This is a genomic window from Pseudomonas sp. R5-89-07 (assembly GCF_003851685.1).
In the GTDB taxonomy this organism is placed as follows: Bacteria; Pseudomonadota; Gammaproteobacteria; order Pseudomonadales; family Pseudomonadaceae; genus Aquipseudomonas.
Map to the genome: position 1 here is coordinate 1469044 of NZ_CP027727.1, position 14717 is coordinate 1483760.

At 59.6% G+C, this 14717-nt stretch carries 11 protein-coding genes; all 11 read left to right on the plus strand.

All coding sequences use genetic code 11. The features are described from left to right. The first annotated feature begins 25 nt into the window (after positions 1-25). The 11 genes from rseP to tilS all read left to right on the plus strand — a co-directional run bounded on the left by rseP (position 26) and on the right by tilS (position 14714). Positions 26-1378: a sigma E protease regulator RseP gene (gene rseP / locus C4J94_RS06700; RefSeq protein ID WP_124385452.1), complete on the plus strand. Its 1353-nt coding sequence runs from the start codon at positions 26-28 to the stop codon at positions 1376-1378. Between the two features lie 74 nt (positions 1379-1452). Further along, positions 1453-3840 carry an outer membrane protein assembly factor BamA gene (bamA, locus tag C4J94_RS06705; RefSeq protein ID WP_124385453.1) on the plus strand — a complete coding sequence of 796 codons (2388 nt, stop codon included), beginning with the start codon at positions 1453-1455 and terminating at the stop codon, positions 3838-3840. Between the two features lie 45 nt (positions 3841-3885). Beyond that, positions 3886-4389: an OmpH family outer membrane protein gene (locus C4J94_RS06710; protein ID WP_003172279.1), complete on the plus strand. Its 504-nt coding sequence runs from the start codon at positions 3886-3888 to the stop codon at positions 4387-4389. Positions 4390-4392: 3 nt separating this feature from the next. Then, positions 4393-5448 carry a UDP-3-O-(3-hydroxymyristoyl)glucosamine N-acyltransferase gene (lpxD, locus tag C4J94_RS06715; RefSeq protein WP_124385454.1) on the plus strand — a complete coding sequence of 352 codons (1056 nt, stop codon included), beginning with the start codon at positions 4393-4395 and terminating at the stop codon, positions 5446-5448. Positions 5449-5559: 111 nt separating this feature from the next. Continuing rightward, positions 5560-6000, plus strand: a complete 441-nt coding sequence (gene fabZ / locus C4J94_RS06720; protein ID WP_003172281.1) for a 3-hydroxyacyl-ACP dehydratase FabZ — start codon at positions 5560-5562, stop codon at positions 5998-6000. After that, entirely contained in the window at positions 5997-6773 is a 777-nt protein-coding gene (lpxA, locus tag C4J94_RS06725; protein WP_124385455.1) for an acyl-ACP--UDP-N-acetylglucosamine O-acyltransferase, read from the plus strand. Before fabZ ends, lpxA begins: the two co-directional genes overlap by 4 nt. A 2-nt stretch (positions 6774-6775) precedes the next feature. Next, positions 6776-7915, plus strand: coding sequence for a lipid-A-disaccharide synthase (lpxB, locus tag C4J94_RS06730; RefSeq protein ID WP_124385456.1), 1140 nt, complete (start codon positions 6776-6778; stop codon positions 7913-7915). Then, positions 7912-8544: a ribonuclease HII gene (rnhB, locus tag C4J94_RS06735; protein ID WP_124385457.1), complete on the plus strand. Its 633-nt coding sequence runs from the start codon at positions 7912-7914 to the stop codon at positions 8542-8544. The genes lpxB and rnhB overlap by 4 nt, the downstream gene beginning before the upstream one ends. Positions 8545-8621: 77 nt before the next feature. Then, positions 8622-12143, plus strand: a complete 3522-nt coding sequence (dnaE, locus tag C4J94_RS06740; protein ID WP_124385458.1) for a DNA polymerase III subunit alpha — start codon at positions 8622-8624, stop codon at positions 12141-12143. Between the two features lie 152 nt (positions 12144-12295). Beyond that, positions 12296-13243 carry an acetyl-CoA carboxylase carboxyltransferase subunit alpha gene (locus C4J94_RS06745; RefSeq protein ID WP_016976871.1) on the plus strand — a complete coding sequence of 316 codons (948 nt, stop codon included), beginning with the start codon at positions 12296-12298 and terminating at the stop codon, positions 13241-13243. Positions 13244-13403: 160 nt separating this feature from the next. Further along, positions 13404-14714 carry a tRNA lysidine(34) synthetase TilS gene (tilS, locus tag C4J94_RS06750; protein ID WP_124385459.1) on the plus strand — a complete coding sequence of 437 codons (1311 nt, stop codon included), beginning with the start codon at positions 13404-13406 and terminating at the stop codon, positions 14712-14714. Positions 14715-14717 lie beyond the last annotated feature (3 nt).

Genomic DNA, 14717 nt, shown 5'->3' on the forward strand with positions numbered 1-14717 from the left:
TTGGATTGAAATGCGGAGAAATTAGATGAGTGCGCTCTACATGATTGTCGGCACCCTGGTTGCTCTGGGTGTGCTGGTTACCTTCCACGAATTCGGCCACTTTTGGGTGGCGCGTCGTTGCGGCGTCAAGGTATTGCGCTTTTCCGTCGGTTTCGGCATGCCGCTGGTGCGCTGGCACGACCGTCGCGGCACCGAGTTCGTGATCGCCGCCATCCCGTTGGGTGGCTACGTGAAGATGCTCGATGAGCGCGAAGGCGAAGTGCCTGCGGACCAGTTGGACCAATCCTTCAATCGCAAGACCGTTCGTCAGCGTATCGCCATCGTGGCCGCCGGCCCGATTGCCAACTTCCTGTTGGCGATGGTGTTTTTCTGGGTCCTTGCCATGCTGGGCAGCCAGCAAGTGCGTCCGGTCATCGGTGCGGTCGAGGCGGGGAGCATGGCGGCCAAGGCTGGCCTGGTGGCTGGGCAGGAAATTGTTTCCATTGATGGCGAGCCCACCACGGGTTGGGGCGCGGTCAATTTGCAATTGGTGCGTCGACTGGGCGAGAGCGGTACCGTCAATGTAGTGGTGCGCGAACAGGACTCCAGTGCCGAAAGCCCACGTGAGCTGGCTTTGGACCATTGGCTTAAAGGCGCCGACGAGCCGGACCCGATCAAATCCCTGGGCATTCGTCCGTGGCGTCCGGCGTTGCCGCCAGTGCTCGCCGAGTTGGACCCTAAAGGCCCGGCCCAGGCTGCTGGCCTGAAAACCGGCGACCGCCTGTTGGCTCTCGATGGCCAGGCACTGGGCGACTGGCAGCAAGTGGTCGACCAGGTGCGTGTACGGCCTGATACCAAAATTGTGCTGAAAGTTGAGCGCGAAGGTGCTCAAATCGACGTCCCCGTGACCTTGTCGGTTCGTGGGGAGGCCAAGGCCGCCGGGGGTTACCTGGGTGCCGGGGTCAAAGGTGTCGAGTGGCCGCCATCGATGGTGCGAGAGGTCAGCTTCGGGCCGTTGGCGGCGATTGGAGAGGGTGCGAAACGCACTTGGACCATGAGCGTGCTGACCCTCGAATCCCTCAAGAAAATGTTGTTCGGCGAGCTCTCGGTAAAAAACTTGAGTGGACCGATAACCATTGCTAAAGTGGCGGGCGCTTCTGCCCAGTCGGGTGTCGCGGATTTCCTGAATTTCCTGGCTTATCTGAGTATCAGCCTTGGAGTTCTGAATTTGCTGCCCATTCCAGTATTGGATGGGGGGCATCTGCTGTTTTATCTGGTCGAGTGGGTGCGTGGTCGCCCCTTGTCGGATCGGGTGCAGGGTTGGGGGATACAGATCGGTATCAGTTTGGTGGTCGGGGTGATGTTGTTAGCTCTGGTCAACGATCTGGGACGACTGTAACGCTTCGCTGAATTGCGAATCTGCCGCATTTTGCGGCAGTTTGTTTATTGCCAGTTGGAATAAGAAAGGACTTCATGAAACGTCTGCTGCTAACTGCGGTTCTCACCGTATTGATGATCGCCGAAGTTCACGCCGAGTCCTTCACCATCTCCGATATTCGCGTCAACGGCCTCCAGCGGGTTTCCGCGGGTAGCGTCTTTGGTGCCTTGCCGTTGAACGTCGGGGAACAGGCTGATGATCGTCGCCTGGTGGAATCCACTCGTGCGCTGTTCAAAACCGGGTTCTTTCAAGATATCCAACTGGGTCGCGAAGGCAATGTCCTGGTCATCACCGTCGTCGAGCGTCCTTCTGTCGCGAGCATCACGATCGAAGGTAACAAGGCCATTTCCACTGAAGACCTGATGAAGGGTCTGAAACAGTCGGGTCTGGCCGAGGGCGAGATCTTCCAGCGCGCCACCCTTGAAGGTGTGCGTAACGAGCTGCAACGCCAGTACGTTGCCCAGGGTCGCTATTCCGCGAGCGTTGAGACGGAAGTGATTCCGCAGCCGCGTAACCGCGTAGGCCTGAAGGTCAATATCAACGAAGGCACCGTGGCGGCCATCCAGCACATCAACGTGGTGGGCAATACCAAATTCGCCGACGAAGACTTGATCGACCTGTTCGAACTCAAGACCACCAACTGGTTGTCGTTCTTCAAGAACGATGACAAGTACGCCCGTGAAAAACTTTCCGGTGACCTGGAACGCCTGCGTTCCTACTACCTGGACCGTGGCTACATCAACATGGACATCGCTTCGACCCAGGTGTCCATCACCCCGGACAAGAAGCACGTCTACATTACGGTCAACGTCAACGAAGGCGAGAAGTACAAGGTTCGTGACGTCAAGCTCAGCGGTGACCTGAAAGTGCCTGAAGACCAGGTCAAGTCTCTGCTGCTGGTCCAGAAGGACCAGGTGTTCTCGCGCAAGCTGATGACCACTACCTCAGAACTGATCACCCGTCGCCTGGGTAACGAAGGCTACACCTTCGCCAACGTCAACGGCGTGCCGACTCCGAACGATGAAGACCACACCGTCGACATCACCTTCGTCGTCGACCCGGGCAAGCGTGCCTACGTCAACCGTATCAACTTCCGTGGCAACACCAAATCCTCGGACGAAGTGCTGCGTCGTGAAATGCGCCAGATGGAAGGCGGTTGGGCGTCGACTTACCTGATCGACCAATCCAAGACTCGTCTCGAACGCCTGGGCTTCTTCAAGGAAGTCAACGTCGAAACCCCGGCCGTACCGGGCGTGGATGACCAGGTTGACGTGAACTACGCCGTTGAAGAGCAAGCCTCGGGTTCGATCACCGCCAGTGTCGGTTTCGCACAGAGCGCCGGTTTGATCCTGGGTGGTTCGATCACGCAGAACAACTTCCTGGGTACCGGTAACCGTGTGTCCATCGGCCTGACCCGAAGCGAATACCAGAGCCGATACAACTTCGGTTACACCGACCCCTACTGGACTGCAGACGGTGTGAGCCTGGGCTACAACGCCTTCTACCGCACCACCGACTACAAAGACCTCGATGTTGACGTTGCAAGCTATGCGATCGACAGCCTCGGCGCTGGTGTCAACGTGGGTTATCCGATCAGTGAGACCTCGCGTCTGACGTTCGGCCTGACCGCTCAGCAGGATGAAATCAAGACCGGTGTGTACACCGTGGACGAGATCTTCGACTTCACCCGCCGTGAAGGCGACAAGTTCCTGAACTTCAAGGCGTCTGCCGGCTGGTCCGAGTCGACCCTGAACAAAGGCGTACTGGCAACCCGTGGCCACTCCCAGAGCCTGACCGCGGAAGTCACCACGCCGGGCAGCGACCTGTCGTTCTTCAAGCTCGACTACCGCGGCCAGTTGTTCCAGCCGTTGAGCGATAATTACACCATGCGCCTGCACACCGAGCTGGGCTATGGCGACGGTTATGGTTCGACCAATGGCCTGCCGTTTTATGAAAATTACTACGCGGGTGGCTTCAACTCGGTACGTGGTTTCAAGGACAGCACCCTCGGCCCACGTGGTACTCCGAGCCGCGGTTTCGCTCAGACGGGTAACCAGGGCACAGTGGCTGACTCGGACAACGATCCGCTGCCGTTCGGTGGTAACGTGCTGATCCAGGGTGGTGCGGAAATTCTGTTCCCGCTGCCGTTCGTCAAAGACCAGCGTTCCCTGCGAACTTCGGTCTTCTGGGACGTGGGTAATGTGTTCGACTCCAAGTGCGACCAGATCACCAACCCGAGTGGCGTGAAGTCCAACACCCAGTGCAACGACGTGAGCCTGAGCAACATGGCCAGCTCCGTCGGCGTGGGTGTGACCTGGGTGACTGCGTTGGGCCCGTTGAGCTTTGCTCTGGCCATGCCGATCAAGAAACCGGATAACGCTGAAACCCAGATTTTCCAATTCTCCCTTGGCCAGACGTTCTAAGCGTCTGACCTAAGATAACGACAACGGATTCTGTAGGAGTACATCGTGCGTAAGTTGACTCAATTGGTCCTGCTGGCCACTGTGCTGGTAACCACCCCGGCCTTCGCCGAAATGAAAATTGCCGTGCTGAACTATCAGATGGCTTTGCTTGAATCCGACGCGGCCAAGAAGTACGCCGTGGATGCCGAGAAGAAATTCGGTCCGCAACTGACCAAGCTTAAAACCCTGGAAAGCAGCGCCAAGGGCATCCAGGACCGCCTGGTTGCCGGTGGCGACAAGATGCAGCAGGGCGAGCGCGAGCGTCTGGAGCTTGAATTCAAGCAAAAGGCCCGTGACTACCAGTTCCAGTCCAAGGAACTGAACGAAGCCAAGGCAGTTGCCGACCGCGAAATGCTCAAGCAGCTCAAGCCGAAACTCGACAGCGCCGTGGAAGAAGTCATCAAGAAGGGTGCCTTTGACCTGGTGTTCGAGCGTGGCGCCGTGATTGACGTCAAGCCTCAATACGACATCACCCGCCAGGTGATCGAGCGCATGAACCAGCTGAAGTAAACCATGACCGCGACTATCAAGCTTGGCGAGTTGGCCGAGTTCCTGGGGGCCACCTTGCGTGGCTCCCCGGAGAAAGAAATCACTGGGCTAGCCACCTTGCAGGAGGCTGGCCCAGCTCAGTTGAGCTTCCTCGCAAATCCTCAATACCGTAAGTACCTGGTCGATTGCCAAGCCGCAGCCGTGTTGCTGAAGGCCGCAGACGCCGAAGGGTTTGTCGGGGATGCGCTGGTGGTGGCCGACCCCTACCTGTCTTACGCGAAAGCATCACACCTGTTCGATCCCAAGCCTAAGGCGGCGGGCGGTATTCACCCGTCAGCGGTGATCGCCGAGGATGCCCAGGTGGATCCTGCGGCGAGCATTGGTGCTTTTGCGGTGATCGAAAGTGGCGCGCGTATTGGCGCTGGCGTCACCGTCGGCGCACATTGCTTCATTGGCGCGCGTTGCGTAATCGGCGCCGATGGCTGGCTGGCGCCTCGCGTTACCCTTTATCACGATGTGCGTATTGGGCAGCGGGTGGTCATTCAGTCGGGCGCGGTGATCGGTGGTGAAGGCTTTGGCTTTGCCAATGCCAAAGGTGTCTGGCACAAGATTGCCCAGGTTGGCGGCGTATTGATCGGCGACGACGTGGAAATCGGGGTCAACACTGCTGTCGATCGCGGGGCCCTGGCCGATACCGTGATTGGCAATGGCGTGAAGCTCGACAACCAGATTCAGATCGCCCATAACGTGCAGATTGGCGATCACACCGCCATGGCGGCCTGCGTGGGGATCTCCGGCAGCACCAAGATCGGCAAGCATTGCATGCTTGCCGGTGGCGTGGGGCTGGTGGGGCATATCGATATTTGCGACAACGTCTTCATCACTGGCATGACCATGGTCACTCACTCGATTACCGAGCCAGGGGCTTATTCATCCGGTACCGCCATGCAGCCTGCAGCTGAATGGCGCAAGAGTGCGGCGCGTCTGAGACAGCTCGACGACATGGCGCGACGTCTCAAACAGCTGGAAAAGCGTGTTGGGGACGTGACCCCTGGCGGTAATGCTTCATCAGAAGGCTGATACCATTTCCATATCAAGTGTGCACAGCCGATAGACTGCCTCCTTGATTTGCTAGCGGGGCGTGCTTTTAGTTCGCCCGCCCCCAATCTTTATTACAGGCTTCCCCCCGAAATGATGGACATCAACGAGATTCGCGAATACCTGCCTCACCGTTACCCGTTCCTGCTGGTGGACCGTGTAGTGGACCTCAATGTTGAGGAAAAGCGCATTCGTGCCTACAAGAATGTCAGCATCAACGAACCGTTTTTCAATGGCCACTTTCCTGCGCATCCCATCATGCCGGGCGTGTTGATCATCGAAGCAATGGCCCAGGCTGCCGGTATCCTTGGTTTCAAAATGCTCGACCTCAAGCCTGCCGACGGCACGCTTTACTATTTCGTGGGCTCCGACAAGTTGCGTTTCCGCAACCCGGTCACCCCGGGTGACCAGCTGATCCTGGAAGCCAAGTTCATCAGCTGCAAGCGCCAGATCTGGAAGTTCGAATGCCAGGCTTCGGTGGATGGCAAGCCGGTGTGCTCTGCCGAGATCATCTGTGCGGAACGCAAACTATGAGTTTGATTGACCCTCGCGCAATCATCGATCCGTCGGCCGTACTGGCCGCCGACGTTGAGGTCGGCCCTTGGTCGATCGTCGGCGCAGGTGTGGAAATCGGCGAGGGGACTGTCATCGGGCCGCATGTGATCCTTAAAGGTCCGACCCGCATTGGCAAACACAATCGTATCTACCAGTTTTCCTCGGTAGGCGAAGACACCCCGGACATGAAGTACAAGGGTGAAGAAACGCGCCTGGTAATCGGTGACCACAACATCATCCGTGAAGGCGTGACCATTCACCGTGGCACCGTGCAGGACCGGGCCGAGACCACGCTGGGCGATCACAACCTGGTGATGGCCTATGCGCATATCGGCCACGACAGCGTGATTGGCAACCACTGCATCCTGGTCAACAACACCGCGTTGGCCGGGCATGTGCATGTGGATGACTGGGCGATCCTGTCTGGTTTCACCCTGGTGCATCAGTATTGCCATATCGGCGCCCACAGCTTTTCCGGCATGGGCACGGCCATCGGCAAGGATGTGCCTGCCTTCGTCACGGTGTTTGGCAACCCGGCCGAAGCCCGCAGCATGAACTTTGAAGGCATGCGCCGTCGCGGGTTCAGCGATGACGCAATCCAGGCCCTGCGCCGCGCCTACAAGACGGTTTACCGTCACGGGCTGACGGTTGAACAGGCCCTCGCCGAACTGGCTGAGCCTGCAGCGTCGTTCCCGGAAGTCGCGGTGTTTCGTGACTCGATCCAGGCGTCGACTCGCGGCATCACCCGCTGATCATGGCCAAGTTACGTATCGCATTGGTCGCCGGAGAAGCTTCCGGCGATATTCTCGGCGCCGGCTTGATGCGGGCCCTCAAGGTCCAACACCCCGCCATCGAATTTATCGGTGTCGGTGGCCCGTTGATGCAGGCCGAAGGCCTCACCTCCTACTTCCCGATGGAGCGCCTCTCGGTCATGGGCTTGGTGGAAGTGCTGGGGCGCCTGCGTGAATTGCTCGCTCGCCGTAAGCTGCTGATCAAGACATTGATCGAAGAAAAGCCCGACGTCTTTATCGGTATCGATGCCCCGGATTTCACCCTCAACATCGAACTCAAGTTGCGCCAGGCCGGGATCAAGACGGTGCATTATGTCAGCCCGTCCGTATGGGCATGGCGGCAAAAGCGTGTGCTGAAGATCCGTGAAGGCTGCGACCTGATGCTGACCCTGCTGCCGTTCGAAGCGCGGTTCTACGAAGAAAAGGGCGTGCCGGTGCGGTTTGTTGGCCACACCCTGGCCGATGCCATTCCTTTGCAGGCTGATCGCGCCGCAGCGCGTGCCGAGCTGGGTTTGCCCGATGGACCGCTGGTCGCGCTGATGCCGGGCAGTCGGGGTGGCGAAGTCGGACGCCTGGGCAGCGTGTTTTTTGATGCTGCCGAACGTCTTCAAGCGCTCAAGCCGGGTATTCGGTTTGTGCTGCCGTGCGCCAGCCCGCAGCGTCGCGCACAAATTGAAACACTGCTGGAAGGGCGCAACCTGCCGTTGACCCTGCTCGACGGCCAGTCGCACCTGGCCCTGGCCGCCTGTGATGCCGTATTGATCGCCTCGGGCACCGCCACCCTGGAAGCCTTGTTGTATAAGCGTCCGATGGTGGTGGCCTATCGTCTGGCGCCGCTGACCTACTGGATACTCAAGCGGATGGTCAAAAGCCCATATATTTCCTTGCCCAATCTGCTGGCCCAGCGGTTGTTGGTGCCAGAATTGTTGCAGGACGATGCTACGCCCGAAGCGCTTGCGCAAACGCTACTACCCTTGATTGACGGCGGCGAAGAGCAGACCCGTGGTTTCGACGATATTCACCGCACCCTGCGCCGTGATGCCTCGAACCAGGCGGCCGACGCCGTGCTGAACCTGATCGGCCATAAACAGGAAGCCTTATGAGCACGCAGATGGGCCTGGATTTCAGCCTGGTTGCAGAGGCCCACGAACTGGTGGCGGGCGTCGACGAAGTCGGGCGCGGCCCGTTGTGCGGTGCGGTCGTGACGGCCGCGGTGATCCTCGACCCGAACCGTCCGATCCTTGGCCTTAACGATTCGAAGAAGCTCACCGAAGCCCGTCGCGAAAAGCTCTACGACGAGATCTGTGAGAAAGCCCTGAGCTGGCATATCGCCCGGGCAGAAGTGGAAGAGATCGACGAACTGAACATCCTGCATGCCACCATGCTTGCCATGCAGCGTGCGGTTGAAGGGCTGCATATTACGCCTAAGCTGGCGATGATCGATGGCAACCGCTGCCCCAAACTGGCGATGCGCGCCGAGGCGGTGGTCCAGGGCGACAGCAAGGTGCCAGCCATCGCAGCGGCGTCGATTCTGGCCAAGGTCAGTCGCGACCGTGAAATGGCTGCTTTCGAATTGGTTTACCCCGGCTACGGCATGGGTGGCCACAAAGGCTACCCGACGCCCGTTCATCTGGAAGCCTTGGCGCGACTCGGCCCTACGCCTATCCATCGCCGCTCGTTCGCCCCGGTGCGCCAGGCTTATGAGCTGCGCGAGAGCCTCAGCGAGGTGTAGTCGCAAGGCTGATGTTTTGCTCGAGGCCCGGTACAATCCCGGGCCTTGTTGTTTCCATGTTACTGCACAGGATCACTATGCCGGCTTCATTCGTTCATCTACGCCTGCACACTGAATACTCCCTGGTCGACGGCCTCGTACGGATCAAACCGCTGGTCAAAACCCTGGTGGGCATGAACATGCCGGCGGTAGCGGTTACCGACCAGAACAACATGTGTTCGCTGGTCAAGTTCTACAAGAACGCCATGGGCGCCGGCATCAAACCGATCTGTGGCGCCGACCTGTGGCTGTCCAACAAGGACCCGGATAACCCGCTGAGCCGCATCAGCCTTTTAGCGATGAACGGCGTGGGTTATCGCAACCTCACCGAACTGATTTCCCGTGGCTTTATCGATGGCCAGCGCAATGGTTCGGTCATCATCGAGCGCGAGTGGGTAGCCGAAGCCAGCGAAGGCCTGATCATGCTTTCGGCCGCCAAAGAGGGCGAGATAGGTATCGCGCTGCTCGGCGGCAACCCACAGGACGCTGAAGTGCTGGCCCGCGAGTGGATGCAGGTGTTCCCTGACCGCTTCTACCTGGAAGTGCAGCGCACCAATCGGCCCAACGATGAAGAGCATCTGCACGCCGCCGTGGCCCTGGCCGACAAGCTGGGCGCGCCGCTGGTAGCGACCAACGATGTGCGCTTTATCAAGAAAGAAGATTTCGAAGCCCACGAAACCCGCGTGTGCATCGGCGAGGGCCGGGCCCTGGATGACCCGCGCCGCTCGAAGAACTACAGCGAAGAGCAATACCTCAAAAGCGCCGAGGAAATGGCCGAGCTGTTCAGCGACTTGCCTGAGGCCCTGGAAAACTCCGTCGAGATTGCCAAGCGCTGCAATATCGAAGTGAAGCTGGGCAAGCACTTCCTGCCCAACTTCCCGATTCCCGATGGCATGACCATCGACGAGTACTTTCGCAAGGTGTCGTTCGATGGCCTGGAAGAGCGGCTCAGCGTGCTGCTGCCAAAGGACACCACCGAAGACTACGAAGCCAAGCGCCAGGTCTACGTCGACCGGCTGAATTTCGAGCTGGATATCATCATCCAGATGGGGTTCCCCGGTTACTTCCTGATCGTGATGGACTTTATTCAGTGGGCCAAGAGCAACGGCGTACCGGTAGGTCCGGGCCGGGGGTCAGGCGCGGGCTCGCTGGTGGCCTATGTGCAGAAGATTACCGACCTCGACCCGTTGGAATATGACCTGCTGTTCGAACGTTTCCTGAACCCGGAGCGGGTTTCCATGCCCGACTTCGACGTCGACTTCTGCATGGACGGTCGCGACCGCGTGATCGAATACGTGGCCGAGAAATACGGCCGCAATGCGGTGAGCCAGATCATCACCTTCGGTTCCATGGCGGCCAAGGCGGTAATCCGCGACGTGGCTCGCGTACAAGGCAAGTCCTACGGCCTGGCCGACCGCCTGTCGAAGATGATCCCGTTCGAAGTCGGCATGACCCTGGAAAAAGCCTACGAGCAGGAAGAAATCCTGCGCGACTTTATCAAGGTCGACGAAGAAGCCGCCGAAATCTGGGACATGGCGCGCAAGCTCGAAGGCGTGGTGCGTAACGTCGGTAAACACGCCGGTGGCGTGGTGATCGCGCCCACCAAGCTCACTGACTTCTCGCCGATCTACTGCGATGAAGAAGGCGACGGCCTGGTGACCCAGTTCGACAAGGATGACGTGGAGGCGGCCGGCCTGGTGAAGTTCGACTTCCTCGGCCTGCGCACCTTGACGATCATCGACTGGGCGCTCAAGACCATCAACCGCGACCGCGCCAAGGTGGGCGAGGAGCCGCTGGATATCGCCTTCATCCCGCTGGATGACAAGCCGACCTACACCTTGCTGCAAAAAGCCGAGACCACTGCAGTGTTCCAGCTTGAGTCGCGCGGCATGAAAGAGCTGATCAAAAAGCTCAAGCCCGACTGCCTGGAAGACTTGATTGCACTGGTGGCCCTGTTCCGTCCGGGGCCGCTGCAATCGGGCATGGTGGATGACTTCATCAACCGTAAGCACGGCCGCGCCGAGCTGGCGTACCCGCACTCCGACTATCAGTACGAAGGGCTCAAGCCGGTACTGGCGCCGACCTACGGCATCATCCTGTATCAGGAACAGGTGATGCAGATCGCCCAGGTGATGGCCGGTTACACCCTTGGCGGCGCGGACATGCTGCGTCGTGCCATGGGTAAAAAGAAACCCGAGGAAATGGCCAAGCAACGCGGCGGTTTCATCGAAGGCTGCGCCACCAACAATATTGACGCAGACCTGGCCGGTAACATCTTCGACCTGGTGGAGAAGTTCGCCGGTTACGGCTTCAACAAATCCCACTCCGCCGCCTATGGCCTGGTGTCGTACCAGACGGCGTGGCTGAAAGCCCACTACCCGGCGCCGTTCATGGCGGCGGTACTCTCGGCGGATATGCACAACACCGACAAGGTCGTGACCTTGATCGAGGAAGTGCGCACCATGAAGCTGCGCCTCGACGCGCCGGACGTGAACGCCTCGGAGTTCAAGTTCACGGTGAACGACGAAGGCCGCATCATTTATGGCCTCGGCGCGATCAAGGGCGTGGGTGAGGGGCCGGTGGAAGCGATCACCGAAGCGCGTCAGGACGGGCCGTTCAAGGACCTGTTCGACTTCTGTGCGCGGGTCGACCTCAAGCGTATCAACAAACGTACCCTAGACGGCCTGATCCGCAGTGGCGCGCTGGACCGTCTTGGCCCGTATTTCCATGATGAGCCGAAGGCTTACCAGGCCAATATCGACCGTAACCGTGCCGTGTTGCTCACCGCCATGGAAGAAGCGATCAAGGCCGCCGAGCAGACCGCCCGTACCCATGACAGCGGCCACGCCGACCTGTTTGGTGGATTGTTCGTCGAAGAAGACGCGGATGTGTATGCCAACCACCGCAAAGCCAAGGAACTGACCCTCAAGGAGCGTCTCAAGGGCGAAAAAGACACCCTGGGCCTGTACCTCACCGGTCATCCGATTGACGAATACGAAGGCGAGATTCGCCGTTTCGCCCGTCAGCGCATCATCGACCTGAAGCCGGCCCGGGATACCCAGACCGTCGCCGGCATGATCATTGCCCTGCGGGTGATGAAAAACAAGAAGGGCGACAAGATGGGCTTCATCAGCCTCGATGACCGTTCGGGCCGCATCGAAGCGTCGCTGTTTGCCGACGCGTTCCACTCCGCCCAGTCGCTGCTGCAGACCGATGCCATGGTGGTGGTGGAAGGGGAGGTCAGCAACGACGACTTCTCCGGCGGCCTGCGTCTGCGCATCAAGCGCGTGATGAGCATGGAAGATGCACGGACCAACCTGGCCGAAAGCCTGCGCCTGAAGGTCAAGACTGAGGCGCTCAAGGGCGATCAGCTACGCTGGCTGGGTGACCTGCTCAAGCGCCACCGTGGCGCGTGCCCGGTGACCATGGAGTACACCGGCAACGACGCCAAGGCCATGTTGCAGTTCGGCGAGACCTGGCGAATCGATCCCGCTGACGGCTTGATTCAAGCATTGCGTGACCAGTTCGGCCGTGACAACGTCTTTCTCCAATACCGCTGATGGCCAGGCGCTTTCTTTTCCATGAAGAGCAGTCGCCTGATCTCGGCCAAACATTTAATCTCGACCTAAACGCGCCTCTCCCTTAAGGTAGGGCGCGAATAGACAACCGGCTGGCCAGGCACCCCTTGGCCGTCGACCCAAGACGGACGCTTATGAACCCGAATTTTCTTGATTTCGAACAGCCGATCGCTGACCTGCAAGCCAAGATCGAAGAGCTGCGCCTGGTCGGCAATGACAATTCGCTGAATATCGGCGATGAAATCGCTCGCCTGCAAGACAAGAGCAGCACGCTCACCGAAGACATCTTCGGCAAGCTGACCAGCTGGCAGATCGCGCGCCTGGCTCGCCACCCGCGCCGTCCGTACACACTGGACTATATTCAGCACATCTTCACTGAGTTCGACGAGTTGCATGGCGACCGCCACTTCTCCGACGACGCGGCCATCGTGGGCGGTATCGCTCGGTTGGACGACCAGCCGGTGATGGTGATCGGCCATCAAAAAGGCCGTGAAGTGCGCGAAAAAGTGCGTCGCAACTTCGGTATGCCGCGCCCGGAAGGCTACCGCAAGGCGTGCCGCCTGATGGAAATGGCCGAACGCTTCAAGATGCCAATCCTGACCTTCATCGACACCCCAGGTGCCTACCCGGGTATCGATGCCGAAGAGCGCAACCAGAGCGAAGCGATTGCCTGGAACCTGCGCGTCATGGCACGCCTCAAGACCCCAATCATTGCCACCGTGATCGGTGAAGGTGGTTCCGGCGGCGCACTGGCCATTGGCGTCTGCGACCAGTTGAACATGCTGCAATACTCGACCTACGCTGTCATCTCGCCGGAAGGTTGCGCTTCGATCCTGTGGAAAACCGCTGAGAAAGCGCCGGACGCTGCTGAAGCCATGGGCATCACCGCTGATCGCCTCAAAGGCCTGGGTATCGTTGACAAAGTCATCGCCGAGCCACTGGGCGGCGCTCACCGCGACCCGGCTGCTGCGGCCGCGACTATCCGCGCCGAGCTGGGCTCGCAACTGGCGATGCTCAAGAAGCTGGATAACGAAGCACTGCTGGCCCGTCGTTATGAGCGCTTGATGAGCTACGGCCTCTAACGTCGCTGAAGTACCCATGTGGGAGGGGGCTTGCCCCCGATTGCCGAGTGTCAGTCACAAAATTTCGTGACTGGTCCACCGCTATCGGGAGCAAGCCCCCTCCCACTTTTGCTTTGTGTATGCTGGTCAACGTATTCCAGGGTTGCGGCGGTACTATCTGATGAAGCCACTTTTATCCGCCAAGGTCCTGAACAGTCTGGCCGCCTGGCGCAACGCCCCGGCATGGCACGTCGCTTTTTCGGGTGGGCTCGATTCCACCGTCCTGCTGCATCTCTTGGCCGCTCTGGCAAACACTCCACCTCTGCGCGCTGTACATGTTCACCATGGCCTGCAAACTGCCGCTGACACCTGGCCCGGTCATTGTCAGCGTGTGTGTGACGGCTTAAACGTGCCCTTGCGGGTGATGCGCGTGCAGGTGCAGCCCGGCGCCAGCGTAGAACAGGCCGCGCGTGCTGCTCGTTATCAGGCCTTTGCCGAGGCGACCGGGGCAGGGGAGGTGCTGCTCACCGGTCAACATCGCGACGATCAGGCCGAAACCCTGTTGTTCCGCCTGTTGCGCGGCGCCGGGGTGCGTGGGCTTGCGGCGATGCCCGAGCATCGCGCTTTGGCGCAGGGGCATCTGGTGCGGCCGCTGCTGGATGTCACCCGTGTCGAGCTGGAAGCCTATGCCCGGGAACATCATCTAAAGTGGATTGAAGATCCTTCAAATGCTGATCCACGTTTCTCCCGCAATTACTTGCGGCACCGTGTCTTCCCCGTTTTGGCGCAGCGCTGGCCTCAAGTGGTGTCCAGCCTGGCCCGTACGGCTGAGCACCTGGGCGAAGCCCAGGGCTTGCTCGATGAGCTGGCGGCCATGGACCTGCAATGTGCCGATCAACCCTCGCGGTTTCCCTGGTTGCCCCTGCACTCCCTGGCCCTTGCACCGTTGCGCGAACTTTCCGAGGCGCGCCAGCGCAATGCGCTGCGCCATTGGCTGGCACCACTGACCCGCCTACCCGACAGCAACCACTGGGCCGGCTGGTATTCCCTGCGCGATGCCAAAGGCGATGCACACCCCCTGTGGCGTCTGGCCGACGGCGAGTTGCACCGTAGCGGCGAACGTATCTGGTGGCTGCCCTCCCTGTGGTCGGAATTTTCCGATGCGTCGGTGAACTGGCCAGACCCGCAAAAACCACTGGAGTTACCGGGCAATGGTCAGTTGAAATTCATTGGCCAGGCGCCCGAAGGTCCGCTGCAAGTCCGCTACCGCCAGGGCGGTGAAATCGTCGAAGTGCCAGGTCGCGGCCGACGTGACCTGAAGCGGCTGTTGAATGAGCGGGGGCTGCCGGGGTTTGTGCGTGGCAGATTGCCGCTGCTCTATCGGGGAGAACAATTGCTGGCTGTCCCAACCCTTGCGGGGTTATGGGCCAGCTCACCGGATGACTGGCAATTACATTGGATGCCACAGACCTGCGATCAAGGTTTGAGCTGATAG

Bases quoted from the DNA above. Each gene is read 5' to 3' on its own strand.
- rseP (WP_124385452.1), top strand. From the start codon at position 26: ATGAGTGCGCTCTACATGATTGTCGGCACCCTGGTTGCTCTGGGTGTG.
- bamA (WP_124385453.1), top strand. From the start codon at position 1,453: ATGAAACGTCTGCTGCTAACTGCGGTTCTCACCGTATTGATGATCGCC.
- lpxD (WP_124385454.1), top strand. From the start codon at position 4,393: ATGACCGCGACTATCAAGCTTGGCGAGTTGGCCGAGTTCCTGGGGGCC.
- fabZ (WP_003172281.1), top strand. From the start codon at position 5,560: ATGATGGACATCAACGAGATTCGCGAATACCTGCCTCACCGTTACCCG.
- lpxA (WP_124385455.1), top strand. From the start codon at position 5,997: ATGAGTTTGATTGACCCTCGCGCAATCATCGATCCGTCGGCCGTACTG.
- lpxB (WP_124385456.1), top strand. From the start codon at position 6,776: ATGGCCAAGTTACGTATCGCATTGGTCGCCGGAGAAGCTTCCGGCGAT.
- rnhB (WP_124385457.1), top strand. From the start codon at position 7,912: ATGAGCACGCAGATGGGCCTGGATTTCAGCCTGGTTGCAGAGGCCCAC.
- dnaE (WP_124385458.1), top strand. From the start codon at position 8,622: ATGCCGGCTTCATTCGTTCATCTACGCCTGCACACTGAATACTCCCTG.
- C4J94_RS06745 (WP_016976871.1), top strand. From the start codon at position 12,296: ATGAACCCGAATTTTCTTGATTTCGAACAGCCGATCGCTGACCTGCAA.
- tilS (WP_124385459.1), top strand. From the start codon at position 13,404: ATGAAGCCACTTTTATCCGCCAAGGTCCTGAACAGTCTGGCCGCCTGG.